Source organism: Rhizobium sp. NZLR11 (assembly GCF_019685115.1).
In the GTDB taxonomy this organism is placed as follows: domain Bacteria; phylum Pseudomonadota; class Alphaproteobacteria; order Rhizobiales; family Rhizobiaceae; genus Rhizobium.
In genome coordinates this window covers 102,911-128,173 of the sequence record NZ_JABDWD010000020.1, presented here as the reverse complement: position 1 = coordinate 128,173, position 25,263 = coordinate 102,911, and the positions used below count along the sequence as shown (strand labels likewise).

Below are 25,263 nucleotides of genomic sequence, written 5' to 3'. Positions count from 1 at the left end.
AGCCAGGTGCTGGCCCGCGCCATCCACGCCCATATCCATCACCGCACCTTCATCAACGGCAACCGCACCGTGGTCTTCCCGGCAAGCCCCGGCAGCTACGCCTCCGAACGCATGGGTTGATCGCGGGCGAGACCCACTCTCTTTTGCTGGCAAACGACAATCTCCCGTTGCCTGCCAGCAGCAAGTATTTGATTATCGCCTTCAATAGGTAATCGAATCATGCTGCGGGAGGGGTGTCATGACCGACGAGGCGCTTGTTGATCGCATGGCGCTGCCGCGTCCCGACGTGACCGTTGCCGACGCGGAAGAGATCCTGCTTGCCCATTACAGTCTGTCCGGCGCCGTTGCCGAACTCGGCAGCCAGCAGGATCGGAACTTCCGCGTCGATAGCCATCGCGGTCGCTACGTCCTGAAGATCTGCCATGCCGTTTACGAGACCCGCGAACTCCAGGCGCAGAATGCGGCGATCCATCATCTCAAGAGCAGGCAAGATGCGCCACGCGTTCCCAATGTGATCGCCACGAATGACGGACGGGAGATCCTCGTCCTGACCGTGCGCGGACAAGGCTGCCAAGTCCGGCTGCTCGAATATCTGGAAGGCCAGGGGCTGACGGAACTGACCTATCTGGCGCCGGCTTCCGTCGCGGCGCTCGGCGCGCTCTGCGCGCGGCTGGCGCTGGCGCTTGCCGACTTCAACCACCCCGGCCTCGACCGCAGCCTGCAATGGGATCTCAGGCGCGCCGGGCCGGTCGCGGTGCAACTGCTTTCCGTCATCACCGACAGCGCCGCGCGCGACCGGATTGCCAAGACCATGGTGATGGCGGTCCGCCGCATCCAGCCCTTGGCGCCGTCGCTTCGGCTGCAGGCCGTGCATCACGACGTTACCGGCGACAATGTCGTCGGTCACCGCAATGCCCATGGCCATATAATCCCCGACGGGGTGATCGATTTCGGCGACATCATCCGCGGCTGGCTGGTCGGCGACCTCGCCGTCACCTGCGCCTCGCTGCTGCATCATGCCGAGGGCGACCCTTTTCATATCCTGCCCGCCATCACCGCTTATCAGGCGATCTATCCGCTGACCGAGGAGGAGCTGAAGGCGCTCTGGCCATTGATCGTCGCGCGCGCGGTCATTCTTGTCGCCAGCGGCGAGCAGCAGATTTCGATCGATCCCGAGAATGATTATGCACGCGGCAATCTGGACCGCGAGCGGGCGATCTTCGATACAGCGATGTCCGTGCCCTTCGAGCTTATGGAAGCGGCGATCCTCAAGGCCGCCGGCGCCGATGTCGCCGCCCCGGAAACTTCGGGATGGCTGCCGCTGCTGCCTGACATCGAGCCCGCCGGGATCGCCTATGTCGATCTTGGTGTACGGAGCCCGCATTTTTCCGCCGGCAACTGGCTGAATGCCGACATGGACTGGCGGCTGCTTGCCCGCGCTGCGACCGAAAACGGCACGGCCGCGACGCGCTACGGCGAATATCGGCTTTCCCGGGCGGGAACCGCCAGGGGACAGGCGACCTGCGCCCTGCATATCGATATATGCCTTGCCGCAGGCAGCGCCGTTGCTGCGCCGTTTGCCGGCCGCATCGGCTGGAAGGACCAACATCTGACGCTGACCAGCGACAGCATGACCCTGCACCTCGACGGGCTCGACCTCTCGGTCGAGAATGAAGCCGAGGTTGCCGGCGGCGACCCGCTCGGCACGGTCGTCGGCGAGGTTTCGTCGCTCGGCGGGCTGCGCGTCCAGCTTTGCAGCGTCGCGGGGTTCGAGCCGCCGCTCTTTGCCACACCGCGCGAGGCAGCGGCCTGGTCGGTGCTCTGCCCTTCTCCGTCGCTGCTCCTCGACCGGCAAGCGGATGCGCCGCGACCGGAAACCGCCGAGCTGCTTGCCAGGCGGCAGGCGCATCTGGCAGGGGCGCAGAAGAATTATTACGCGGTGCCGCCGCAGATCGAGCGCGGCTGGAAGGAGCATGTATTCGATGTCGAGGGCCGCACCTATCTCGACATGGTCAACAACGTCTCCATTCTCGGCCATGGCCATCCCAAGCTTGCGGCGGCGATCAACGCCCAATGGCTGCGGCTCAACACCAATTCACGCTTCCACTATGCGGCGATCGCGGAATTTTCCGAACGGCTCGCCGCGCTTTCACCGGATGGGCTCGACGCGGTCTTCCTCGTCAACAGCGGCTCGGAGGCGAATGATCTGGCGATCCGGCTGGCGCAGGCTCATAGCGGCGCGCGCAACATGCTCTGCCTGCTCGAAGCCTATCACGGCTGGTCGGCGGCAAGTGACGCCGTCTCCACCTCGATCGCCGACAATCCGCAGGCACTGACCACCCGTCCGGACTGGGTGCATGCCGTCGTGTCGCCGAATACCTATCGCGGCGCATTCCGCGGTCCCGATACGGCGACCAGCTATGTCGGCGCCATAACGCCCGTGCTGGAGGCGATCGACGCCGGCGGCAAGGGCCTTGCCGGCTTCATCTGCGAATCGGTCTACGGCAATGCCGGCGGCATTCCGCTGCCGGACGGTTATCTCAGCCAAGTCTATGCGCAGGTGCGCGCTCGCGGTGGCCTTTGCATCGCCGATGAGGTGCAGGTCGGTTATTCCAGGCTCGGACATTATTTCTGGGGCTTCGAGCAGCAAGGGGTCGTGCCTGACATCATCACCGTGGCCAAGGGCATGGGCAACGGCCATCCGCTCGGCGCCGTCATCACCACACGGGAGATCGCGCAATCGCTGGAGAAGGAGGGCACGTTCTTTTCCTCTACCGGTGGCAGCCCGGTCAGCTGCATCGCCGGCATGGCGGTGCTCGACATCATGGCCGAGGAGATGCTGCAGGAAAATGCCCGGACGGTCGGCGATCATCTGAAGGCGCGGCTTGCCGCACTGATCGACCGCCATCCGATTGCCGGCGCCGTGCATGGCATGGGGCTCTATCTCGGCCTCGAATTCGTCCGCGACAGAACGACGCTGGAGCCGGCCACCGAAGAGACGGCGGCAATCTGCGACCGGCTGCTGACCCTCGGCGTCATCATGCAGCCGACCGGCGATCACCAAAACGTGCTGAAGATCAAACCGCCGCTCTGCCTCAGCATCGAAAGCGCGGATTTCTTCGCGGACATGCTGGAGAAGGTGCTCGACGAAGGCTGGTGAGAAAGGCTCTCTCCGGATTAACCAAATCGGTCATTTCGAGGCATTTCGATTTTTAACGAAACGGGCCATTGCCTGATTCAGCCGGGCTTCCTATGTCTGCTGCGGCGATCGATAGAACGCTGATTCTGTCATGCGAATTTTACGAAGAGCTGATATGTTTCTTTCCGTAAGTTTCCACTTGGATGGAATGAAATTTTTCGGATCGTCGATTTTTTGACACGTTTCGGAATATGTTTCTGACAGGCTGTAGGGTAATCTCTATCAAGTTGGTAGATTATCAAAGACAGCCATCGCCGGCCCCGGGCTCTTCCGGGACCTCTCAAGTGCAACGCCAACGCAAGGAACGAGCATGATAGATATCGATATTCTCGCCGATCTCCTTGGGCGATTTGTGCTTGGCAATGACCGTCCGGGCGCCCTCTCCCGCCCGAACTGTCGAATGTGACGTTCGTCCTCCTTTCAACGGTACCAGACAAGTCAATTCGCCATGGCTGCGCATGTCGCGTGGCAGGAGTTCTATCTATGAAGAAGCAAGTTATCGAATATGCAGGCGTTCCTGTCGGGATCGTCATTCCCGATGAAGACCGGCTGAAGTTCATCGCCGTGAAATTTCATGTCCACGACCTCGACGAGCAGCGTTTCGGCTCGCCGGACGAGGTGCGGCTGGCCATCCACGATCTGATGACCCGCCGTCATCCGAAGCCGCTTCATGCCTGAGGGCATGAGGCCGGCACTCGCATTCACGGCTTTTCCCGATGTTCGACCGGTCCCGCCATTCGGGGCCGGTCTTGTTTTTTGAGGGTAATTGCAGTCCTATCGGCGGCCTTTCCGCATAAGGATCCGCCGTTGCCCGATCTTCTCAACCTCATCACCGACATCGATGGCGTTTCCATCGGCCATGCGACCGACCTTGCGCTCGGTTCCGGCGTCACGGTTATCGTCTTCGACGCGCCGGCGGTCGCCTCCGGCACGGTGCTCGGCGGCGCGCCGGGCGGACGCGACACCGGCCTGCTCGATCCGTCGATGACCGTCAACGCCGTGGATGCCTTCGTGCTCTCCGGCGGATCGGCTTTCGGGCTGGATGCCGCCGGCGGCGTGCAGGCGGGATTGCGCGAACTCGGCCGCGGCTTTGCAGTCGGGCCGGTGCGTATACCGATCGTGCCGCAGGCGATCCTGATGGACCTCTTGAACGGCGGCGACAAGGATTGGGGGCTGCACTCGCCCTATCGCGATATGGGTTACGCCGCCTTGAAGGCGGCCGCCAAGGGCGCCTTTGCGCTCGGCACTACAGGCGCCGGCACGGGTGCGACGACGGCCACGTTCAAGGGCGGGCTCGGCTCGGCCAGCGCCGTCAGCAGCGCCGGCCACCGCGTCGCGGCTGTTGTCGCCGTCAATGCGCTCGGCTCGGCGACGATCGGCGACGGGCCGCATTTCTGGGCGGCACCCTTCGAAAAAGACGCAGAATTCGGCGGGCTCGGCATGCCAGATGCGGCCGATCACAGGATGCGGCTCAAGGGCATGAACGGGCCGGCGACGACGATCGGCGCGGTGGTGACCGACGCGCAGCTGACCAAGGCGGAGGCGCACCGGCTGTCGCTGGCCGGCCATGACGGGCTTGCTCGGGCGCTGCTGCCGGCACACCTGCCGCTCGACGGCGACACCGTCTTTGCCGCCTCGACCGCCAGGCATCGCAGAGACGACATGGCGAGCCTGATGGAACTTTGCCACCTTGCCACTATCGTCATGGCACGGGCGATCGCACGTGGCGTCTACGCCGCCACCGCGCTGCCGGCCGAGGGCGGGCAAATGGCTTGGCGCGACCGCTATCCTGACGGTCATTGATTGAATAGGGTCGCAACCCGGGCAGAATGGCGGAGAGACGTGAATGCAGATCCGGGCGCTGATGTATTTCGACGAGCTGGTCAGGACCAATTCTATGCGCCAGGCGGCCGAGAACCTCAACGTCGCGCCGACGGCGATCAGCCGGCAGATCGAGAACCTCGAACATCATTTCGGTGCGCCGCTCGTCGAACGCAGCGCCCGCGGCGTCAAGCTGACGGCCGCCGGCGAGCTGCTTGCTGCCCGCGCTGGCCGGACGCTGCGCGAACTCGATCACGTGCAGCAGCTGATCGAAGACCTGAAGGGCCTGCAGCGTGGCCGTGTCAGCATCTATGCCAACGGCGCCACCGTCGCCAATCTGCTGGCGCCGGCGCTGGCCGAATTCAGCCTGAAATATCCGCAGCTGCGTTTTAGCGTGATGATCACCAGCGCGCGGCAGGCGATCGATGCCGTCAACAGCGCCGAGGCGGATATCGCGGTGACGCTTTTTGCGCCGGTCCTGTCCGGCACCAAAGTGCGGCTGCGCTCCGAGATCGCCTATGATCTCATCGCCACGCCGCAGCATCCGGCGGCCGCGCACGCCGAAATCCCGCTGAGGACGCTCGCCGACTACGCGTTGGCACTGCCGGATCAATCCTTCGGCTTCCGCCAGGCCTTCGACACGCTGTTCGAGAAGGAGGGGTTGAGCCTCGATCCGGTCTTTGTCACCAGCTCGCTCGAAATGTTGAAGGAACTGGTGCTCAGCGGGGCCGCAGCCACGCTGTTGCCAGCACTTGCCGTCCGTCGTGAGATCGAAGCGGGCCAGCTTCTGGCCATTCCGCTTTCCGGCAAGACCGGCATCCGCACCCATGTCGATCTCTGCGTCGCGCCCGACCGGCAGCTGTCTTTCGCCGCGACGAAGCTGCTCGACTTCATCGAGAGGTTCATGCGCGAGCAAACGAACCGCCGAGCCGAGGCAAAAGTCTGACGCTTCCGGCTTGCCTTGACGGCCGATTTGCGGTGTAGCTTTTTCGGCTACACTGAGCACACAAAATCGTCATTGTGTGTGCACCTGGATAGTGCCACTCTTTTCGCAAAAGGGGCCTCCGCCAACTGAGCGTGGCCAGACAAGGGAACATGATGATCGAGCTTTCCTTTGCGCCGTCAGCGCGTTTCGTCCGACGGCTTTCCCTCGGTGCCGTCGTTTCGGCCGGCCTCGTGATCACGGCGATGACGCCGGCGGAAGCGGCAAAGACCACCCTCGCTCTCGGCATGAGCGTCGAGCCGACCGGCCTCGATCCGACGATCGCAGCACCGGTGGCCATCGGCCAGGTGACCTGGCAGAACGTGTTCGAGGGCCTGGTGACGATCGACCAGGCCGGCAAGATCCAGCCGCAGCTGGCAAAGAACTGGAAGGTCTCCGCCGATGGCCTCACCTATACGTTCAAGCTGCAGGCCGGCGTCAAATTCCATAACGGCGAGGCCTTCGATGCCGCCAGCGCCAAGTTCTCGCTCGACCGCGCCCGCGGCGCGGATTCGGTCAATCCGCAAAAGCGCTTCTTCGCCTCGATCGCCTCGATCGATACGCCCGATGCCGAAACCCTGGTGCTGCATCTCTCGGCGCCGACCGGCAGCCTGATCTACTGGCTCGGCTGGCCGGCATCGGTGATGGTCGCGCCCAAGACGGCGGCCGACGACAAGACGACGCCGGTGGGCACCGGCCCCTTCAAATTCGCCAGCTGGGCGAAGGGCGACAAGGTCGAACTGGAAAAGAATGCTGATTACTGGGACAAGGATGCGGCCGCCAAGCTCGACAAGGTGACTTTCCGCTTCATTGCCGATCCGCAGGCGCAGGCGGCTGCGCTGAAATCCGGCGATCTCGATGCCTTTCCGGAATTTGCCGCACCCGAACTGATGACTTCCTTCGACGGCGATGCGAGGCTGGTCACCAGCATCGGCAATACCGAGCTCAAGGTCGTCGCCGGTATGAACAATGCCAAGAAGCCGTTCGACGACAAGCGCGTGCGCCAGGCGCTGATGATGGCAATCGACCGCAAGACGGTGATCGACGGCGCGTGGTCCGGCCTCGGCACGCCGATCGGCAGCCACTACACGCCGAACGATCCGGGCTATCAGGACATGACAGGCGTGCTCCCCTATGACGTCGAGAAGGCAAAGGCGCTGCTTGCCGAAGCCGGCTATCCCAACGGCTTCAGCTTCACGATCAAATCGCCGCAGATGGCTTATGCGCCGCGCAGCGCTGAGGTGATGCAGGCGATGTTTGCCGAAATTGGCGTGACGATGACTATCGAGCCGACCGAGTTTCCAGCGAAATGGGTCCAGGACATCATGAAGGACCGCAACTTCGACATGACGATCGTCGCCCATGCCGAGCCGCTCGACATCGACATCTACGGGCGCGATCCCTATTATTTTAATTACAAGAACCCAGCCTTCAACGCGCTGATGCACAAGGTCCAGGAGACGGCCGATCCCGCCGCGCAGAGTGCGATCTATGGCGAAGCACAGAAGATCCTCGCCGAGGACGTGCCGGCGCTCTACCTCTTCGTCATGCCGAAGCTCGGCGTCTGGGACAAGAAGTTGAGGGGGCTGTGGGAAAACGAACCGATCCCTTCCAACGTGTTGTCTGGGGTTTCCTGGAAAGAGTGAGGCGGTAGGTTTGTTAGGTGGGTGGTTGCGCCGGCTTTGGGGAGATCCGACATGCTTTTGGCCGATATAGCGCCCAGCCCTGCCCCTGCCTCACTAAGTCCAGTCAGCCCGGGCCGACATTGTTTAATTTCGCTGGCGGATGGCGCGGGGAGCCGCCGTGCCACCCCGGCAGCGTGGCCAGCATGATCGCGCTCCTCGCCCGCCGTCTCACCGGTCTCCTCGTTACGCTTCTGATCGTCTCACTGCTGATCTTCGCCGTCATGGACCTGCTTCCCGGCGATCCCGCCTCGATCATGCTCGGCACCTCTGCAAGCCCGGAGACGCTGGCGGCGCTGCGCCATGATCTCGGCCTCGACCAGCCGCTCATCCTGCGTTACGGGCAATGGCTTGCCGGTGTCGTGTCAGGCAATCTCGGTCAATCCTACACCTACGGCGTTCCGGTGGCGGGGCTGATCGTCGAGCGACTGGCGGTGACGCTGCCGCTGGCGCTGATGGCGGTCGTGCTTTCGGTGATGATCGCCGTGCCGCTCGGCGTGCTGGCCGCCTCGCGCCGCGGCGGCATCTTCGACATCATCGCAACGCTGTTTTCGCAGATCAGCATCGCCGTGCCCGCCTTCTGGGTGGCGCTGCTGCTGATCATCCTGTTTTCGACGATGCTCGGGCTGATGCCGGCGGGCGGCTTCCCGGGCTGGAGCGCCGGCGTTCTACCGGCGCTCCAGGCTCTGGTGATGCCGGCCGTCGCACTGGCTATGCCGCAGGCCGGCGTGTTGACGCGGGTGGCGCGTTCAGCGGTGCTCGACACGATGCACGAGGATTTTGCCCGCACCGCGGTGGCCAAAGGGCTTTCACGCAGCGCCGTACTGTGGCGGCATATCGTGCCGAATGCGCTGATCCCGATCCTGACCATGATCGGGCTGCAGTTTACCTTTCTCATCGCCGGCGCGGTGCTGGTGGAAAACGTCTTTAACCTGCCCGGTCTCGGGCGGCTCGCGCTTCAGGCGCTCTCCCAGCGCGACATCATCGTGATGCAGGATGTCGTGCTGTTCTTCGCAGCCCTCGTCATCGTGATGAATTTCATCGTCGACCTCTCCTATCTGGCGATCGATCCCAGGATGAGAAAGGCGGCATGAAGCATGGCTCCTGCTGTTCCTGCCGTCGCCAGCCGCGGCCGAGCCTTTATACTTAGCCGGCGAATGAACCTGATCTCGGGAGCGGCGATCATCGGTCTGCTGATGGCCGTTGCGCTGCTGTCGCTCGTCTGGACACCGCTGCCGCCAGCGAGGATGCAAATCATTCACAAACTGCAGCCGCCTCTTGCCTTCGGCGTGCTCGGCACGGATCAGTTCGGCCGCGACGTGCTTTCCATGCTGATGGCGGGCTGCTGGAATTCGCTGTCGATCGCCATCACCGCGGTTGCGATCGGCGGAACGATCGGCTCGATCGCCGGCATTTCGGCGGCGGCCATCCGCGGCCCTTTCGAAGCGCTGCTGATGCGCATCTGCGACGTCATCTTCGCGTTGCCGCCGATCCTGTCCGCCGTGGTGCTTGGCGCCTTTCTCGGGCCTGGCCGTTTCACCGCGATTACCGCGATCGCGGTCTTCATGATTCCGGTCTTTGCACGCGTGACGCTTGCCACCTCGCTACAGGCATGGAGCCGGGATTATGTGACGGCGGCGCGCGCGATCGGCAATACGCGCCTGACGATTTCTCTCCGTCATGTGCTGCCGAATATAGCGAGCCAGATCATCGTGCACGGCGCAATCCAGCTCGGGCTGGCGATCCTCACCGAGGCGGGCCTCAGCTTCCTCGGGCTCGGAATGGCGCCGCCGGCGCCGACCTGGGGCCGGATGCTCGCCGATGCACAAACCTATCTGGCGCTGGCGCCCTGGCTGGCGATCCTGCCCGGCCTTGCCATCGCGCTTACCGTCTTCGGCTTCAACATGCTCGGCGACGGGTTGCGCGATCTTCTCGACCCGCGCGAGGCGAGCCGCTGATGTTCTCCCGAGACGAAACGCCCGAAAGACCATGCCATGACCGAAACCGACCTCACCATCCGCGAACTCAGGCAGCACTTCGCCGATAAAAGCCTCTCTCCCCTCGAATACTGGCTCGCGCTCGAAGATCATATCGCGGCCTGGGAGCCTTCGATTTCAGCACTCTACCTCTACGACCCGGAAGCAGCGCGCGCGCTGGCGAAGGCCTCGACGGAGCGCTGGGCGAAGGGCGAAACGCTGGGAATCCTCGACGGCATCCCGGTGACGTTGAAGGAACTGATCGCCACGAAAGGCCAGCCGGTGCCGCTCGGCACGAAAGCAGTGGAACTCAAACCGGCTGATGCCGATGCGCCCGCCGCCGCGCGGCTTCGGGAAGACGGCGCGGTGATCTTCGCCAAGACCACCTGCCCCGATTACGGCATGCTTTCCTCCGGCCTTTCGAGCTTTCATCCTCTCAGCCGCAACCCCTGGAATACGACGCAAAATCCCGGCGGATCGAGTGCCGGGGCGGCCGCGGCGGCGGCGGCCGGATACGGGCCGCTGCATATCGGCACGGATATTGGTGGCTCGGTGCGCCTTCCCGCCGGCTGGACCGGCATTTTCGGCTTCAAGCCGAGCCATGGGCGCATCCCGGTCGACCCCTATTATGTCGGGCGCTGCGCCGGGCCGATGGCGCGCACGGTCGAGGACGTGGCCTCCTCGATGGCGACGCTGTCGAAGCCGGACTGGCGCGACGGAACCAGCCTGCCGCCGAACGATTTCAACTGGATGGATCTCGACCTTGACGTGTCTGGCATGAGGATCGGGCTGATGCTCGATGCCGGCTGCGGGCTTGCAGTGGACGACGAGATCAAGGCCGCGGTCGAAGCGGCGGCGCGGCACTTCGAGGATGCCGGCGCGACCATCATCGCCGCCCAACCGGTGCTGACACGCGCGATGCTCGATGGGCTCGACGATTTCTGGCGCTCCCGCTTCTGGGGCGATATTGCGGAGCTCGACGAAGAGCGACGCAACGGCATCCTGCCCTATATAAGGGATTGGGCGAAGGGCGGTGCCGATATCGCAGGCGTCGATGCGGTCAAGGGTTTCAACCAGACGATCGAGATGCGCAAGAACTGCGGACGGCTGTTCAGCGAGGTCGACGCCGTGCTTTCGCCGACCAATCCGATCATCTCCTACCCGGCCGAATGGGCATCGCCGACCAACGATCCGGCCCTGCCCTTCGAGCATATCGGTTTTACGGTGCCCTGGAACATGTCGGAGCAGCCGGCCGCCTCGATCAATTGCGGATTCTCCCGGTCGGGCATGCCGATCGGGCTGCAGATCGTCGGGCCGCGTTTTGACGACATGCGGGTGCTGCGGCTGTCGAAAACCTTCGAGGACTGGACGGGCGGGGTGAGCGCCTGGCCGCGGTCGCCGACCAACTGATCAGCTGGTCGGGCGGCGGTAGCCGGTTGGCTGCTCGTAAAGCCAACCGATACGCTTTACGGCGGCCTCGAAATTCTCGCGCGCCACCGTCATGCTGTGGCCGTTGGCGTGGAGGATGGTTTCCGGATCCTCGAAGACGGCGACATGGCCCTTCCAGAAGACCAGGTCGCCGCGGCGGATTTCGGCGCGGTCGATCGGCTGGCCGAGGCCGGCCGCCTGCATGTCGGTATCGCGCGGCGCATCTCGGCCGCTCATCAGCATCGCCAGCTGGACGAGGCCGGAGCAATCGATGCCGAGGCCGGAGCGTCCGCCCCACAGGTAGGGCGTTTCCAGAAAACGGGCCGTGATTTCGACATAGTCGGCGCCAGCGAGGGCGCCGATCGGCTGGAGGTGCTTGGCAAAAATCGCGGTTCCGTCATCGAGCACGACATAGTGATTGCCGCGCGCTTCCGCCTCGCCGGCGACATGGACGCGGCTTCCCATCGACAGGATGGCCTGGTGCGGCTTGCGCAATTCCGGCTCCGAATAAAGGAAGGTGCGCTGGACGGTGACGATGTGGGTGGGGGGCGGCCGGCCTTCCGACAGCGCGTCTGCAGAGAGATAACCGACGTAACCGTCCGAAGCGGCTTTCACCCAGCACCAGCCGCCGGCGCGATCGAACACCGTCACGTCCTCGCCAAGAAGCAGTTCGGTATCGATGCCACGCGCAAGGTCCGGTTCGGGGCGCAGGCCGACGACCGGAACGGCGACACGCGCCAGGGCGCCGTCCACGAAGCGCAAAGCCTCTACCTTGCCTTCGAGCCCCGCTTCGGCGAGATCGGGCCGATAGGCATGCAGCCGGCGGTCGAGCATCGTCATTGGCATTCCTTTCAAGTGGCCTTTCAGATGGCCTCTCAGAGCGGCAGCCGGCGGGCCTGATCACGGACGAGGTCGCCAAGCTTTTCCAGGTACAGCGCGCCGCCGACGGTGCGCTTGATGATTACGCTGCGCCGGTCGGCATCGTCGCGCACACGATCGACCAGGCCCATTTCGCCCATCGTATCCAAGGCGCGGGTGATGACCGGCTTGGTGACGTCAAGGGTGGCGGCAAGCCCACGCACCGTATGCGGCGGCGGCACCAGATAAATATGCAGCAGGATCGCCATCTGGCGCAACGTCAAATCGCGGTCATCGTGACGGACCTGATCGAGCGCCACGCCATGCCAGAGCCCCAGCGCCTGCGAGGCGGTCAATTCGATCGGCACGGCCCCTCCGGAAGATCGTTACGCTAACGTTTCATTTTCCGGCAGTTGGCATCGACATGCAAGAGGCGGCAGGAATTGCCGCCCGGCACGGTGAATAAAATTTTAACGATCGGCAGCGAGGTGCAGCGCATGAACAGGGTCACGCGATGCGCCTCGACTCCAGCTTGCCATGGCGTCAGCGCAGGCTCTCGCGGATATGATGGAAGAGCGCGCGGATTGCCTGTGCTTCACCACCGCCCGGCGAATGCGGCCGTTCGGACTGCGCCCAGCCGTAAATGTCAAAATGCGCCCAGCTCTTCGCCTTCCCGACGAAACGCTTGAGGAAGAGGGCCGCGGTGATCGCCCCCGCCATGCCGCCGGCCGGCGCATTGGTCAGATCGGCGAACTTGGTGCGGATATCCTTTTCGTAACCGGAATAGAGCGGCAGGCGCCAGATCGGATCGTCTGTTTCCAGGCTCGCTTCGGTCAGATCATGCGCCAGATTGGCGTCATCGGTGAAGAAGGGCGGGAGGTCAGGACCGAGGGCGACACGGGCAGCACCGGTCAGCGTCGCCATGTCGATCAAGAGCTCGGGCTCGTCCTCGTCGGCATAGGCGAGCGCATCGGCTAGGATCAGACGGCCTTCAGCATCGGTATTGTCGATCTGGACGGTCAGACCCTTGCGGCTCTTGTAGATGTCGCCGGGGCGGAAGGCATTGGACGAGATGGCGTTTTCGACGACCGGGACGATGACACGCAGGTCGACCTTCAGCTTGGCGTCCATGATCATCAGGGCAAGCCCCATGACATTCGCCGCGCCGCCCATATCCTTCTTCATCAGCAGCATGGAGGCGGCAGGCTTGATATCGAGACCGCCAGTATCGAAGCAGACGCCCTTGCCGACGAGTGTCACCTTGCGATGGCCCTTTTTGCCCCAGCGCAATTCGAGAAGGCGCGGTGCATCGGCGCTGGCGCGGCCGACGGTATGGACCAGCGGGAAGTTTTGCTCGAGCAGGTCGTCGCCTTTGATAACCGATATCTCTGCCTTGTAATGTGCGGCCAGGCCGCGGAAGGCCGCCTCGAGCTGTTCCGGCCCCATATCATTGGTCGGGGTGTTGATGAGGTCGCGGGCGAGAAAGACGCCGGCGAGCTGGCGCTTGATGTCGGCACTGTCGGCATCGCGGGGGATCATCAGCGTCGCCGCCGGCGTTTTTTCGGACTTGTAGCGGTCGAAACGGTAGCGGCCGAGACCAAAGCCGAGAGCCAGGCGATTTGCCGTCAGCGGTGCAGTCTCGATGTGCCAGTCGCCGGCCGGCAGCGCCCGGGCGAGCCTGCCAGTAATATAAGGCTGCTCGGATGGATTGGTGCCGAGGCCAAAAAGCGCGCCGCCGAGATGGCCTTCGGCCGTCGGGATCAGCAGCACCGACCCGCTTTCGGCCTTGTAGCCCGCCCTGCGCGCCCAATCGAGCGCGATCGGATCGATCGTGCCGGTCTCGATATGGGCGGGGGTGACGGCAAAGATCGGCAGCGTCGAACCGCCCTTGGTGTTGAAAGGGGTCGCTCTCTCGATGAACTGATAGGGGGCCATGATTATCCTTCGGCGGTCGTAAGGAATCACTCCTTAACGGTCTGTTAGGGTTAACAGACTATTGCTGGAGCGAAGATTGCGTCAAACCTTTCCCTGTTCCGCTTCGAGGTCAGGCGCCGATTTCGGAATTCAGGAACGCGTCATGCCCGCCTCGCTTACATCCACATTCACGAATCGTATCCTGCAGGGCGCTGCGGCATCGCTCATCGTCCTGGCGGTTGCCGGCTGCTCGACGACCAAGGACCGGATGACGACAGGCTCGGTGCCGAAGCTCACCAAGCCGGTTGAAGAGATGGACGCGACCGAGCTGCGCTCGGCAACCGACCGGCTCGGTCAGGCCTATGAAAAGAACCCGCGCGATCCCGTCACCGGCGTCAGCTATGCCAACCTGCTGCGCATGAACGGCCGTGACACGCAAGCGCTCGCCGTCATGCAGCAGGTGGCGATCAGCAATCCCGCCGACCGCAACGTGCTGGCCGCCTACGGCAAGGCGCAGGCAGCGGCCGGCCAGTTCCAGCAGGCGCTCGATACGATCGGCCGCGCCCAGACACCCGACCGTCCGGACTGGAAGCTGATCTCGGCCGAAGGCGCGATCCTCGACCAGATGGGCCGGGCAAGCGACGCCAGGCAGCGCTACCGCGACGCGCTCGACATTCAGCCGAACGAGCCCTCCATCCTGTCCAACCTCGGCATGTCCTACGTGCTGACAGGCGATCTGCGCACGGCCGAAACCTATCTGCGCTCCGCCGCCAGCCAGCCGACCGCCGACAGTCGCGTCAGGCAGAACCTTGCCCTCGTCGTCGGCCTGCAGGGACATTTCCCCGAGGCCGAGCAGATCGCCCGGCGCGAACTTTCGCCGCAGCAGGCCGATGCCAATGTCGCCTATCTCAGAGGCATGCTCTCGCAGCAGAATTCCTGGCAGAAACTCGCCGCCAAGGACAAGACGCCGGGTGCCGCGGAGGCCAGCAATACCAACTAACAGTGGTCTAGCGGACACTCAGGCCCGAAAGAATGAGACGAAGTCCGAGGCCGCCCATCACGGCACCGGCGGCCCGGTCTATCCAGCTCTTCGCAGCGAGATAGAGCCGCCGCGGATGGCGGGCCGAAAAGGCGAAGGCCACGATCGAATACCACCCCGCTTCCACCGCAAAGACGCCAAGCGGCAGCGCAACCATTAGATCGAGCGGCACCGTCCTCGGTAGAAGCGCGGCAAAGAGGCTGGCATAGACGATGATGGTCTTCGGGTTGCTGAGTTGGGTCAGCAGCGCGGTCGTGAAGCTCAGCATCGGCGCGCGTTGGCTATCGCCGGCGTCGGAAACCTCCAGCGGCTGGCCAGCACCTCTCCAGATATTGACGGCGATATAAATGAGATAGGCGCCGCCTGCGACCTTCAGCAAGACATAGAGCCATTCGAACTGAGACAGCAGCGCCGTCAGCCCGGCGAGTGCCAGCACGGCAAAAACGACGCCGCCGGCGCCCATGCCGAGTGCGGCCGCAAGACCATCCAGCCGTGACCGCGAAATGGCAATCCTGGAGACGACGACGAAGCTCGGGCCGGGGCTCATCGCGCCGACCATCAAGGCTGCCATGATGCTGATGAAAACGCCTGCGGAAGACATCCGAAAACCCTCGTTTGAGATCGGAGGTTTACCGCATAATTCCTCAAATCGGAATCGATTTAAGCGGCGGCAATCATCAGAACTTGTCTGAGACCTGAATGCCGGCCGGGCCAAGAATAACAGCGATCAGCACCGGCAGGAAGAACAGGATCATCGGCACCGTCAGTTTCGGCGGCAGGGCGGCCGCCTTCTTTTCGGCTTCGTTCATGCGCTCGTCGCGGCCTTCCTGGGCGAGGACACGCAGCGCCTGCGCGACCGGCGTGCCGTAGCGATCGGCCTGGATCAGCGCTTGAGTGACCGAGCGTACCAGCTCGATCTGGGTGCGCGTGGCAAGATTTTCGAGCGCCATGCGGCGATCCGGCAAGAAGGAGAGTTCAGCCGTGGTCAGCACCATCTCCTCGGCGAGCGCCGGCGACTGCTCGCCGAGTTCTTCCGACACGCGACGCATCGCGGCCTCGATCGAGATGCCGGATTCGACGCAGATCAGCATCAGGTCCAGCGCATCCGGCCAGGCACGTTTGATCGAGTGCTGGCGCTTGCCCATGCGGTTCGAGACATAGATGTTCGGCGCGTAGAAACCGACATAGCCGATGGCGATGACAGCGAACATGCGGATGGGCAGGCCCCTTTCGGCGAGATGGCCGAGACCGAAGACCCAGAAGACGGCAAGCGCCAGGAAGAGGAAGGGCAGCAGGAAACGCGCCACGAGGAAGGTATTCAGCGCATTCTCGGAGCGAAATCCGGCAGCACGCAGCTTGTTGACGGTATTCTCGTCGACGAGCGCCTTGCGCAGGTTGAAGCGTTCGACGATCTGGCGGACCGAACGATTGTTCTGGCTCCGGAGCGAGGCTTTGCCGGCGCCGGTTTCGGCGTTCATGCGGGCGCGTTCGCGAGCGCGGATCTGCTCGCGCTCGGTCGAGACGGCCTTCATACGCTTGTTGAGATCGCCGCGCTCGAAGAAGGGGATGGCGATCGTGTAAAACGTGGCGAAGACGGCGACCGCGACGAAGAGCGCGATCAGCATGCTCGGATTGGTCAGGGTTGCGGCAAGGTCCTGCGACATGGGGTGCGTCCTTCCGTCTAGATGTCAAAATTGACCATGTTGCGCATGACGAAGATGCCGATCGACATCCAGATCGCCGAGACACCCATGATGAAATGGCCGCGCGGATCGGTGAAAAGGATCATCATGTAGTTCGGCGACGTGAGATAGACGAGGGTCGCGACGATGAAGGGCAGAGCACCGATGATGACGGCCGACGCCTTGGCTTCCATCGAAAGCGCCGAGACCTTGGCCTTCATTTTCCTGCGCTCGCGTATCACCTTGGAAAGGTTGCCGATTGCTTCCGACAGATTGCCGCCAGCCTGCGACTGGATGGCGATGACGATGGCGAAGAAGCTGACTTCCTGGAGCGGCATTTGGGTCGTCATGCGGGCGCAGGCGTCGGGGATGCTGAGGCCCACCTGCTGCGCCTCGATCACGCGCCGGAACTCGCTCTTCACCGGCTCGGTACCTTCGGTGGCGATGAGACGGATCGCATCGTTGAGCGGCAGGCCCGATTTGATCGAGCGGGTGATGACGTCAAGCGCATTGGGGAGCTCGTTGAGGAACTTGTTCTGGCGGCGCTTGATCAGGAAACCGACGATCCAGCGCGGCAGGCCGAGACCGGCGACGACGGCAATACCGATTATCACCATCAACGATACACCGATGATGAAAGCCATGAGCAGCAGCACGCAGGCGAAGATGGCGCTGATGAGATAGAATTTCCCGACCGTGATCGTCAGGCCGGCCTGCACCAGCCGGGATTTCATCGTCAGGGTCTTCTTGGTCTTTTCGTGCTGGCGCTTTTCCAGATCCTTCAGATTGTCCTGCACCGATTTCCGGCGCTTCGACATTTCCTGCACCCGGTCGCGGGCGGCCTTGACCTTGACCCGGTCGCTTTCAGCCGATTTGACGCGGTTGATGCGGCTTGCCGATTTCTTGTCGGCCTCGATCCGGGAAAACATCAGGGCATAGGCGACCGCCGCCGCGGAGATGGCGGCGAGGACGACGATTGCCAGCACTATCGGATCGAACCCGAACATCTCGCCTAATCCTTCGTTTTCGCTTCCATCGCGTCAAGGGCAGCGGCAAGACGCTTTTCCTCGTTGAAGTAACGGGCGCGATCCCAGAAATGCGGCTTGCCGACGCCGGTCGACATGTGCCGGCCGATCAGGCGGCCGCCCGCATCCTCGCCTTCGATCTCGTAACGCATCAGGTCCTGGGTGATGATGACGTCGCCTTCCATGCCGATCACCTCGGTGATCTGGGTGATGCGGCGCGAACCGTCGCGAAGGCGCGCCGCCTGGATGATCACGTCCACCGAGCTGGAGATGATCTCACGCACCGTCTTTGCCGGCAGGGTGAAGCCCCCCATGGCGATCATCGATTCGATACGGCTCAGGCATTCGCGCGGCGTATTGGCGTGGATGGTGCCCATCGAGCCGTCGTGACCGGTGTTCATCGCCTGCAGCAAGTCGAAAACCTCAGGTCCGCGCACTTCGCCGACGATGATGCGCTCGGGACGCATACGCAGGCAGTTCTTGACGAGATCGCGCATGGTAATCTCGCCCTCGCCTTCGATATTCGGCGGGCGCGTTTCGAGACGTACGACATGCGGCTGCTGCAGCTGCAGTTCGGCGGTATCCTCGCAGGTGATGACGCGTTCATCCCTGTCGATATAGTTGGTGAGGCAGTTCAGCAGCGTCGTCTTGCCCGAGCCGGTACCGCCCGAAATGACGACGTTGCAGCGCACGCGCCCGATGATCTGCAACACGGTCGCGCCTTCCGCCGTGATCGCACCGAAACGGACGAGCTGATCGAGCGTCAGCTTGTCCTTCTTGAACTTGCGGATGGTGAGCGCCGGCCCGTCGATCGACAGCGGCGGCGCGATAACGTTGACACGCGAGCCATCGGGCAGGCGGGCATCGCAGATCGGGCTCGATTCGTCGACACGGCGGCCGACCTGGCTGACGATGCGCTGGCAGATCGAGAGAAGCTGCGCATTGTCGCGGAAGCGGATCTCCGATTCGATCGTCTTGCCGCCGACTTCGATGAACGTCTGGCCGGCGCCGTTGACCATGATATCGGCGATATCGTCGCGCGCCAGCAATGGCTCCAGCGGACCGTAGCCGAGAACGTCGTTGCAGATATCCTCGAGCAGCTCTTCCTGCTCGGAGATCGACATCGCATAGTTCTTGATGGTGATGATGTCGTTGACGATGTCGCGGATTTCCTCGCGCGCGCTTTCGCCGTCGAGCTTGGAAAGCTGCGAAAGATCGATCGTATCGATCAGCGCGGAAAACACCTGCGCCTTGGTGTCGTAATATTCATCGGTACGAACAGGGCGCTTGCGCTGCGGCGTCTGCATCGGCGGCGGCGTCACCTGCTGGCGTGCGGGCTCGCGAGCGGGTTCGACCAGAATCGAGGGGGAAGAGGCCGCAGGGGCAGCGGCCGGAGCCGGCGGCGGGGGAGCAATCGCCCCTCCAACCTTTCCGGAACCTTCGTTTCCGCGTTTTCCAAACATGCCGCTTAATCCAATCTGCTTGTTCTACTTGCTACTTGCGCTTCAGGAGGCCCAGCAGTCCGCCCTTCTTCGCCTTCTTGATCGCGACACGGCCGGTGACGATGTGCGATATCTGCGAAAAGGTTTCCGCCGTCGGCGACTTCGGGTCGACTTCCGAGATCATCCGGCCGCTATTGGCGGCATTGCCGAAAAGATGGATGTCGAAGGGAATGATGGCGATCGGATCGATCTCCAGCGGCTCACAGAAATCCGATGGTGAAATCTCCGGACGTTTCGGCATGCCGACCTGGTTGAGGATCAGATGCGGCGGCTTGTCGTTCGGCCGCATCTTGCGCAACGCGTCCAGCATGTTCTTGGCATTGCGCAGGTTGGCGAGATCGGGAACCGCTGTGATGACCACTTCGTCGACACTCGACAGCACCGAGCGTGTCCATTCCGACCATGTATGCGGAACGTCGAGCACGGTAACGGGCGCGCTGCGCTGCAGCACATCGAGCACCGGCTGGAACGCCTGGCCATCGAAATCATAGGCACGGTCGAGCAGCGAGGGTGCCGCAAGCAGGGAGAGATGTTCGGAACATTTCGTCAGCAGGCGGTCCAGGAAGACCTCGTCGAGACGGTCGGGCGCGAAGACAGCTTCGGCGATGCCCTGGGCCGGATCCTGGTCGAAGTCGATGTTCGCGGTGCCATAGGGCAGGTCGAGATCGGCGAGGATCGTCTCGGATGAGAAGAGGTTGGAAATGCCGAAGGCACAATTATGCGCGATGGTCGAGGCGCCAGTACCGCCCTTCGAGCCGATGAAGGCGATGCTGCGGCCGAGCGGCTCGGCTTCCGGATCGACGAAGATCGAGGCCATCGACGCCAGGATATCGGGCATGGCAACGGGCTGGACCATGTATTCGGAGATGCCGTTGCGGATGAGGTCGCGATAAAGCCCGATATCGTTGTAGTAGCCGATAATGACGACTTTGGTCGTCGGATCGCAGACGGCGGCGAGCGGCGCGAGTTCGGAGAGAAGGTTTCCGGCATTCGCCTTGGTCTCGAGGATGATGAGGTTCGGCGTCGGGGCGCCGGAGAACATATTGGCGGCAGCGGCGATGCCGCCGCTGGTGATGCGCATGCTGACCTTGGCCACGCGCCGATCATTGGCGCAGCGTTCCATGACCTGCTGCAGAGCCTCGCTCTCACAGAAGGCATGCACGGAGATGCGCGGCAGCGGCCGCATGTTTTCCAGATCGGCCATGCGCACCGCCTCCTCGGCGTGGCGAAGCTCGCTTTGATTCTTGATTTCGTACTCTATCGCGCTCATCGTCCCGTTCCGCCTCAGAAGCTGCTGTCGCTGCCGGCGACCTCTTCGATCGTCGATGTCGTCGTCCGATATTCCTGGATCGCGTTGTTGCGGCGCTGCGCGTCGATCGGGGTCATGCCGCGGGGCGCCACCAGATCCTCCGGATTGGCGATCTGGGCGGCGAGGTTGTTCTGCGAGGCGCAGCCGAAATTATAATAATTCTGGTTGGTCAAATCGCTAGAGATGTCCTTCGGCCACTGGCCGCATTGCGTGGTGATCGCCGTGGTGCCGGTAAAGCTCAGCCGGATCGGCGCCGCATCGCCGGGGCCGACGGCGGCGTAGGAGGTGTTGACGATTTTCGAGCTTGCGATCCCCCTCCTCGCCAGCTCGGCACGGACCTGATTGCGCAGTTGATAGGCTGCCGCCGAGTTGGGCGAGCCTTGCGGCGACAGCACGTAAACCGGACCCGAGGCGCGCGCGATGTAGTTTGCGGCAAAACCGCGAATGAGGTCGCGCTGGGCGTTGGTCAGGCGGCGATCGGTGGAGGCGACGGGAATGTCCACCGTCTGCTCCGCTTCGGTCACGATGATCGGGTGACGCGCGCGATAGTCGTCGGGAATACCGCCGGTCGTCAGCTGGTCATGTGGGCCGGCGCATCCGGAAAGGACGGCCAGCGACATGGCAACCGTGGCAAAAAGCGCCTTCGAGATTCCGAGGCGGGGTGTCGTCGAATTGATATGGGCCATCACCTGATCCCTGTTCTCTTCCATTGCTGCCGACCATGCGCCGCTCATTTGTAGATGAACCCAATTGAGCCGTGGAACTGCGCGTCGGCAACGGGCGCCTCGCGGCGGCCATAGACTTTGTTGACTCGGTTGAGGAAGAAGGTTGCACCGTCATTCTCAGGGCTGAAATTGTCGTCCGGCCGGTTGAGCTGATTGCGCGCCACCGGACGCACGAGATAGGGCGTTGCGATGATGACGAGCTCGGTTTCCTGACGCTCGAAACCCTTCTGACGGAAGAGGGTGCCGAGCAGCGGGATCTTCGAGACACCAGGCGTGCCGCCCATCGTCTGGGAAACGTTGTCGCGGATCAGGCCGGCCAGCGCGATCGAGCCGCCCGAGGGCAGCTCCACCGAGGTCTCCGCCGAGCGGCGCTGATAGGTCGCGCCGCCGCTGCCGGCCACCGGTTCGGAGACATTGGTCTTGATCTGCAGGCTGATGCGTCCCGATGAGAGCACGACCGGCTTGAAGGCGAGGTTGATACCGTAGTTGAACGGCACGACGGTGACGTTGCCGTTGCTGTCGGTTGTCGAATAGAGCTGTTGGCCGCCGGAATTGAAGGTCGCGGCCTGGCCCGATATTGCCGTCAGCGTCGGCTCGGCAAGCGTCTTGACGACCTTGGCCTGCTCCAGCGCGTTGAGGTAGGTCGAAATGTCGTATTTTCCGATCGTGCTCTTGAACAGCGCCGCCAGGCCGCCGCCAACGACGGATGTGGCGCTGTCGGCGCTGGGGCTGCCGAGCTGTGCGACTGTCATGCCGGAGGAATTGGAAACCAGATTGTCGAAGCCGAGCTGCTTCAGCACCTCGCGGCGGACCTCGGCGATCGTCACCTTGAGGGTGACCTGGTCCTCGCCCTCGATCTGCAGCAGGTTGACAACCTGCGAGCTCTGACGGGCTTCGGCAAAGAGCGCCACCGAACTGTCGCCGCCGGTGCCCGATGCCGTCTCGCTTCTGGTCGTCGCTTCGCCGCCCTTCAGGAAGACCTGCGCCAGATCGGCCGCCTGTGTGGCATCCTGCGGGGTGCGCACGGTGCCGGTCAGCACGATGTTGTCGGAGACGATTTCGACGTTGATGTTGGAGTCTGGAATGAATCGGCGGAGATTGACTTCGAGGCCGGAAACGTCGCGCTCGATCTCGATGTCGAGATTGACGATTTCCTGTCCACCGGCGCCGAAGACGAAGATATTCGTCTGGCCGACCTTTTTGCCGAACAGGTAGATGCGCCGCGAGGTGCGGGTCACGGCATCGGCCATGGTCGGATCGGATACGAGGATATCATGCGCATCCTCGGGCAGATCGACGACGACAGCCTTGTTCAGCCCGAGCTTCAGCCGGCGGTGGGCATCGCGGCCGGTTTGCGAGATGCGGACCAGGTTTTCGGAATCGGCGCGCGCCTCGCCTGGTACAAGAAGCAGCGCGAAAGAGGCCGACACTATACCGGAGACGGCGACTGCCAGCGACAGGCAGCCTGTCAGGAGAAGTCCGGCGCGCCGCGTAGAATTGCCCATGTGCACGTCCCTTTACTCCGCCTTCGGCGCTGCGCTGGCATCGGTGACGATGGCGCCGGATTTGATGACCTGGATGCTCGCACTGCCGTTATCGCCGCTCAGCAGATAGTCGGCTGCGCTGGTGTCCTGCTCCTGCGCATCAGCGACCGAGCGTAGCGCGAGCGACAGCCGGTCCGCCATCTGCTGGGCGACAGCGAGCACCTTCGTTTGATCGGGGGTGAGTTCGAGCGTCGCCGTCGTGCCGACCACGGCCTTCGAGCCGTCGTCTTTTTCCTGGATCTGCTGGTCGATGGCCAGAACGCGGACATTGCTCAGCACGGTCTCGGTGATGAGCTTGTTGGCTTCGGTGCCCTTGCGGACCATGATGACGTCGACGCGGTCGTTCGGCAGGATGAAGCCGCCGGCACCTGTTGCCACCGATATCTCGGTCGCGACGGCGCGTTTGCCGGCCGGCAACAGCGAGGAAAGGATGCGGCTGCTGGAATCGGCGACCTTTTCCGGCCGGATCGGTTCGCCTTCGAAGATCGGCAGGCGCACGACGGCACCCTGCAGATCCTTGATCGCATCCGGCTTGTCGGCTTCGGTGATCAGGCCCGGGACAACGGCGCCCTGTGGCCAGGCCATCCAATGAACGGACTGGTCGCCCAGCCTTTCGCCGACCGCCAGATTGGCGCTCGAGACCAGGACGTTGACGGTCGGTTCCTTCTCGATGACCGACTGGACCTGGGTAACGACACCGCCACTGCCTGCCATGCGCATCGCCAGGAGGCCGGCGAGGCCGGCTGCCACCACGGCGACAGCAAGGATTATAAGGCGGGCCGGTTTCATCGATCATTCCTCAGGGCACGATATGTTCGCCCTGCAGAATGCTCAGCAATTGGTATAATTATGGTTAATGGAACGCTTACATTTTAAGTTAACGGGCATTTAAAATGCCGTTATTTCAGGCTTTCCAGCGCAGCTAGGAAGAGCGGCGAAGAAGGGAAGGCCATGAAGCCGCCGATCGCGATGGCGATGCCGTAGGGGATCTTCTTGGCCAGCAGGACCGAATTCGGCACCGGCAGGCCGATGGCAAGGATGGTGTTCGATTGCGCTCTCACCAGCAGGATCAGCAAGGTTATCAGACCGCCGATCATGGCGACGTCGACTATCAGAAAGGCGAGCGATTGATTCAGACCAAACCAGAGCGCGGTGGCGCTCAACAGCTTGGCGTCTCCGCCGCCCATCACATTGAAGGCAAAAAGAGCGAAGCAGGCACTAAAGACGATTGCCGCGCCGGCAAGATGCATGCCGATCATCTCCCAGCCCAGGCCAGACAGCGGCGCGAGGATGAAGAAAGAGGCAATCAGGATCAGAGAAACGCGGTTCGGAATCGTCATGGTGAACAGATCGGAAAAGGCCGCCATGGCGAGGCAGAGCGGCAATATCACAAACACTGCAGCGGCGATCATGTGTATACCCCGTCATAACGAGATGCGAAAAGGCTCACGGCCATTCAGCCTGTGAGCCCGCTCGATAGATCAGTCGGAGCCGATCCGGCCGTATAATATGGGCGCCAAGTGGCTGCCCCTATCTTAGTTCGACGCCGTAACGCCGGTGTTCATCTTGGTGCTCAGATTGTTGAACGTGGTGCTGATGCTGTTGCCGAGAGCCGTTGCGCCGGTAATCAGCGCTACGGAAATGAGGGCAGCGATCAGGCCGTATTCAATTGCGGTCGCGCCGGATTCGTCCTTCAGAAAACGGCTAAAAAGCTTGGTCATGGTAACTCCTAACTCCAGTTGATGTTCAGCACGTCCGCCAACTGTTTGCCGTTGATCGGATGGCATCAACCTAGCGAATGGGCGTTTCCATCGGCTTAAAGAAAAGAGTTAACGAGGCGTCAACGAGACACCAGCCCCTTGCAGGGTAAGTATTTTCTTATGCGACTACTTCAATATTTAACAATCTTCCCGGAATAACCGCTGGATTCATCCGGTAATAGCACAGGTCTTACTTCCAACCGGAGCGTGTGCGGTCCTGAGGCCGTGCCAAATCGGATCATTGCGCCTCATCCCGGAACAGGGAGGCGGGCTTAAGGCTTCGTTCACCATTTTTTTCCATTCTATGCGGATATTGCGCTGTGATCGTGAAAGAGGACCAAATGTCATCGAGCGGCAAAACCATTTTCTTTGCCGGCATGATCGCCGTTTTCGGTATTTCGGGAGTTTCCGCGGCCGCAGACGATGACATGCTGCGCGTCTATATGGATCACGCGCGCGTATTGAAGCTCGACCGCCCTGTCAGCAAGGTCATCGTCGGCAATGCCAAGGTCGCCGATGCAACCGTCGCCGACGCCAAGACCATCGTTCTCACAGGACGCAGCTTCGGCACCACCAATCTGGTGCTGCTCGATGCCGATGGCAATGCGATCCTCGACGAGCGTATTCTGGTGTCGATCGATGAGGGCAATACGGTGCGCGTCTACCGGCAGACCGAACGCTCAGTGCTGTCCTGCACGCCGAACTGCGAGCAGCATGCACAGCAGGCGACCACCAGCACTACCTCACCCTGATTGTCTTACCTCTCTTCGGCCATTCGTTAAAATCGTCGCCTCAGACTGAAACGGAAAATCAACGA

The 25,263-nt window shown here is 62.6% G+C and carries 23 protein-coding genes and 1 pseudogene; 11 read left to right on the top strand and 13 right to left on the bottom strand.

The genetic code is table 11. The features are described 5' to 3' along the window. The 9 genes and pseudogenes from purU to HJB83_RS27385 all read left to right on the top strand — a co-directional run. Positions 1–120 (top strand): annotated as a pseudogene (purU, locus tag HJB83_RS27425) (formyltetrahydrofolate deformylase); the annotation flags it as partial. A 118-nt stretch (positions 121–238) separates the two neighbouring features. Further along, positions 239–3,160, top strand: coding sequence for an aminotransferase (locus HJB83_RS27420; protein ID WP_221116510.1), 2,922 nt, complete (start codon positions 239–241; stop codon positions 3,158–3,160). A 522-nt stretch (positions 3,161–3,682) separates the two neighbouring features. Further along, positions 3,683–3,877, top strand: a complete 195-nt coding sequence (locus HJB83_RS27415; protein ID WP_003544544.1) for a hypothetical protein — start codon at positions 3,683–3,685, stop codon at positions 3,875–3,877. Positions 3,878–4,006: 129 nt separating this feature from the next. Further along, complete coding sequence (locus tag HJB83_RS27410) at positions 4,007–5,002, top strand: P1 family peptidase (RefSeq protein ID WP_221132987.1); 996 nt, start codon at positions 4,007–4,009, stop codon at positions 5,000–5,002. A gap of 43 nt (positions 5,003–5,045) precedes the next feature. Continuing rightward, positions 5,046–5,966 carry a LysR family transcriptional regulator gene (locus tag HJB83_RS27405; RefSeq protein WP_221116508.1) on the top strand — a complete coding sequence of 307 codons (921 nt, stop codon included), beginning with the start codon at positions 5,046–5,048 and terminating at the stop codon, positions 5,964–5,966. Between the two features lie 152 nt (positions 5,967–6,118). Then, positions 6,119–7,648: an ABC transporter substrate-binding protein gene (locus tag HJB83_RS27400; RefSeq protein WP_221132986.1), complete on the top strand. Its 1,530-nt coding sequence runs from the start codon at positions 6,119–6,121 to the stop codon at positions 7,646–7,648. A gap of 182 nt (positions 7,649–7,830) precedes the next feature. Beyond that, the gene (locus HJB83_RS27395) at positions 7,831–8,778 is read left to right on the top strand and encodes an ABC transporter permease (RefSeq protein ID WP_221132985.1); all 948 of its coding nucleotides are present in this window, start codon (positions 7,831–7,833) and stop codon (positions 8,776–8,778) included. Positions 8,779–8,781: 3 nt separating this feature from the next. After that, complete coding sequence (locus HJB83_RS27390; protein WP_221132984.1) at positions 8,782–9,642, top strand: ABC transporter permease; 861 nt, start codon at positions 8,782–8,784, stop codon at positions 9,640–9,642. A 36-nt stretch (positions 9,643–9,678) separates the two neighbouring features. Then, positions 9,679–11,070, top strand: a complete 1,392-nt coding sequence (locus HJB83_RS27385; RefSeq protein WP_221132983.1) for an amidase — start codon at positions 9,679–9,681, stop codon at positions 11,068–11,070. Here HJB83_RS27385 and HJB83_RS27380 read toward each other — a convergent pair whose 3' ends face one another. From HJB83_RS27380 to HJB83_RS27370, 3 genes are all read right to left on the bottom strand, one after another. Then, complete coding sequence (locus HJB83_RS27380; protein ID WP_221132982.1) at positions 11,071–11,928, bottom strand: NlpC/P60 family protein; 858 nt, start codon at positions 11,926–11,928, stop codon at positions 11,071–11,073. 35 nt (positions 11,929–11,963) lie between these two features. Next, positions 11,964–12,314, bottom strand: a complete 351-nt coding sequence (locus tag HJB83_RS27375; RefSeq protein WP_003589207.1) for a MarR family transcriptional regulator — start codon at positions 12,312–12,314, stop codon at positions 11,964–11,966. A 175-nt stretch (positions 12,315–12,489) separates the two neighbouring features. Next, on the bottom strand, positions 12,490–13,881 hold the full coding sequence (locus HJB83_RS27370) for a M17 family metallopeptidase (RefSeq protein WP_221116502.1): 1,392 nt from the start codon (positions 13,879–13,881) through the stop codon (positions 12,490–12,492). 142 nt (positions 13,882–14,023) lie between these two features. Between HJB83_RS27370 and HJB83_RS27365 the strand changes: the two genes are divergently transcribed. Beyond that, entirely contained in the window at positions 14,024–14,860 is an 837-nt protein-coding gene (locus HJB83_RS27365) for a tetratricopeptide repeat protein (protein WP_207582494.1), read from the top strand. 7 nt (positions 14,861–14,867) lie between these two features. On the opposite strand, the gene HJB83_RS27360 is transcribed toward HJB83_RS27365, so the two are convergent. The 10 genes from HJB83_RS27360 to HJB83_RS27315 all read right to left on the bottom strand — a co-directional run bounded on the left by HJB83_RS27360 (position 14,868) and on the right by HJB83_RS27315 (position 24,407). Further along, positions 14,868–15,500 (bottom strand): LysE family translocator, encoded by a 633-nt coding sequence (locus HJB83_RS27360; protein ID WP_221132981.1) that lies wholly within the window; start codon positions 15,498–15,500, stop codon positions 14,868–14,870. A gap of 76 nt (positions 15,501–15,576) precedes the next feature. Continuing rightward, positions 15,577–16,563 (bottom strand): type II secretion system F family protein, encoded by a 987-nt coding sequence (locus HJB83_RS27355; protein WP_207582492.1) that lies wholly within the window; start codon positions 16,561–16,563, stop codon positions 15,577–15,579. A 17-nt stretch (positions 16,564–16,580) separates the two neighbouring features. Further along, positions 16,581–17,588, bottom strand: coding sequence for a type II secretion system F family protein (locus tag HJB83_RS27350; RefSeq protein ID WP_207582491.1), 1,008 nt, complete (start codon positions 17,586–17,588; stop codon positions 16,581–16,583). A 5-nt stretch (positions 17,589–17,593) separates the two neighbouring features. After that, a complete protein-coding gene (locus tag HJB83_RS27345; RefSeq protein ID WP_207582490.1) occupies positions 17,594–19,069 on the bottom strand; it encodes a CpaF family protein in 1,476 nt (491 codons plus the stop codon). A 31-nt stretch (positions 19,070–19,100) separates the two neighbouring features. Continuing rightward, positions 19,101–20,378, bottom strand: a complete 1,278-nt coding sequence (locus tag HJB83_RS27340) for a CpaE family protein (protein WP_207582489.1) — start codon at positions 20,376–20,378, stop codon at positions 19,101–19,103. Between the two features lie 14 nt (positions 20,379–20,392). Beyond that, the gene (locus HJB83_RS27335; RefSeq protein ID WP_221132980.1) at positions 20,393–21,151 is read right to left on the bottom strand and encodes a CpaD family pilus assembly protein; all 759 of its coding nucleotides are present in this window, start codon (positions 21,149–21,151) and stop codon (positions 20,393–20,395) included. After that, complete coding sequence (locus tag HJB83_RS27330; protein ID WP_221116500.1) at positions 21,148–22,647, bottom strand: type II and III secretion system protein family protein; 1,500 nt, start codon at positions 22,645–22,647, stop codon at positions 21,148–21,150. Before HJB83_RS27330 ends, HJB83_RS27335 begins: the two co-directional genes overlap by 4 nt. Positions 22,648–22,659: 12 nt before the next feature. Next, positions 22,660–23,475, bottom strand: a complete 816-nt coding sequence (gene cpaB / locus HJB83_RS27325; protein ID WP_209879989.1) for a Flp pilus assembly protein CpaB — start codon at positions 23,473–23,475, stop codon at positions 22,660–22,662. A gap of 110 nt (positions 23,476–23,585) precedes the next feature. Continuing rightward, on the bottom strand, positions 23,586–24,098 hold the full coding sequence (locus HJB83_RS27320; protein ID WP_221132978.1) for a prepilin peptidase: 513 nt from the start codon (positions 24,096–24,098) through the stop codon (positions 23,586–23,588). A gap of 123 nt (positions 24,099–24,221) precedes the next feature. After that, complete coding sequence (locus HJB83_RS27315) at positions 24,222–24,407, bottom strand: Flp family type IVb pilin (RefSeq protein WP_007634070.1); 186 nt, start codon at positions 24,405–24,407, stop codon at positions 24,222–24,224. Between the two features lie 380 nt (positions 24,408–24,787). Between HJB83_RS27315 and HJB83_RS27310 the strand changes: the two genes are divergently transcribed. Next, complete coding sequence (locus tag HJB83_RS27310) at positions 24,788–25,198, top strand: pilus assembly protein N-terminal domain-containing protein (RefSeq protein ID WP_221132977.1); 411 nt, start codon at positions 24,788–24,790, stop codon at positions 25,196–25,198. Positions 25,199–25,263 lie beyond the last annotated feature (65 nt).

Coding starts and splice junctions, on each gene's coding strand:
- HJB83_RS27320 (WP_221132978.1), bottom strand. CDS start 24,098: ATGATCGCCGCTGCAGTGTTTGTGATATTGCCGCTCTGCCTCGCCATG.
- HJB83_RS27405 (WP_221116508.1), top strand. CDS start 5,046: ATGCAGATCCGGGCGCTGATGTATTTCGACGAGCTGGTCAGGACCAAT.
- HJB83_RS27395 (WP_221132985.1), top strand. CDS start 7,831: ATGATCGCGCTCCTCGCCCGCCGTCTCACCGGTCTCCTCGTTACGCTT.
- HJB83_RS27380 (WP_221132982.1), bottom strand. CDS start 11,928: ATGACGATGCTCGACCGCCGGCTGCATGCCTATCGGCCCGATCTCGCC.
- HJB83_RS27310 (WP_221132977.1), top strand. CDS start 24,788: ATGTCATCGAGCGGCAAAACCATTTTCTTTGCCGGCATGATCGCCGTT.
- HJB83_RS27385 (WP_221132983.1), top strand. CDS start 9,679: ATGACCGAAACCGACCTCACCATCCGCGAACTCAGGCAGCACTTCGCC.
- HJB83_RS27400 (WP_221132986.1), top strand. CDS start 6,119: ATGATCGAGCTTTCCTTTGCGCCGTCAGCGCGTTTCGTCCGACGGCTT.
- HJB83_RS27355 (WP_207582492.1), bottom strand. CDS start 16,563: ATGTCGCAGGACCTTGCCGCAACCCTGACCAATCCGAGCATGCTGATC.
- HJB83_RS27335 (WP_221132980.1), bottom strand. CDS start 21,151: ATGAGCGGCGCATGGTCGGCAGCAATGGAAGAGAACAGGGATCAGGTG.
- HJB83_RS27350 (WP_207582491.1), bottom strand. CDS start 17,588: ATGTTCGGGTTCGATCCGATAGTGCTGGCAATCGTCGTCCTCGCCGCC.
- HJB83_RS27315 (WP_007634070.1), bottom strand. CDS start 24,407: ATGACCAAGCTTTTTAGCCGTTTTCTGAAGGACGAATCCGGCGCGACC.
- HJB83_RS27365 (WP_207582494.1), top strand. CDS start 14,024: ATGCCCGCCTCGCTTACATCCACATTCACGAATCGTATCCTGCAGGGC.
- cpaB (WP_209879989.1), bottom strand. CDS start 23,475: ATGAAACCGGCCCGCCTTATAATCCTTGCTGTCGCCGTGGTGGCAGCC.
- HJB83_RS27340 (WP_207582489.1), bottom strand. CDS start 20,378: ATGAGCGCGATAGAGTACGAAATCAAGAATCAAAGCGAGCTTCGCCAC.
- HJB83_RS27360 (WP_221132981.1), bottom strand. CDS start 15,500: ATGTCTTCCGCAGGCGTTTTCATCAGCATCATGGCAGCCTTGATGGTC.
- HJB83_RS27415 (WP_003544544.1), top strand. CDS start 3,683: ATGAAGAAGCAAGTTATCGAATATGCAGGCGTTCCTGTCGGGATCGTC.
- HJB83_RS27370 (WP_221116502.1), bottom strand. CDS start 13,881: ATGGCCCCCTATCAGTTCATCGAGAGAGCGACCCCTTTCAACACCAAG.
- HJB83_RS27330 (WP_221116500.1), bottom strand. CDS start 22,647: ATGGGCAATTCTACGCGGCGCGCCGGACTTCTCCTGACAGGCTGCCTG.
- HJB83_RS27390 (WP_221132984.1), top strand. CDS start 8,782: ATGGCTCCTGCTGTTCCTGCCGTCGCCAGCCGCGGCCGAGCCTTTATA.
- HJB83_RS27345 (WP_207582490.1), bottom strand. CDS start 19,069: ATGTTTGGAAAACGCGGAAACGAAGGTTCCGGAAAGGTTGGAGGGGCG.
- HJB83_RS27420 (WP_221116510.1), top strand. CDS start 239: ATGACCGACGAGGCGCTTGTTGATCGCATGGCGCTGCCGCGTCCCGAC.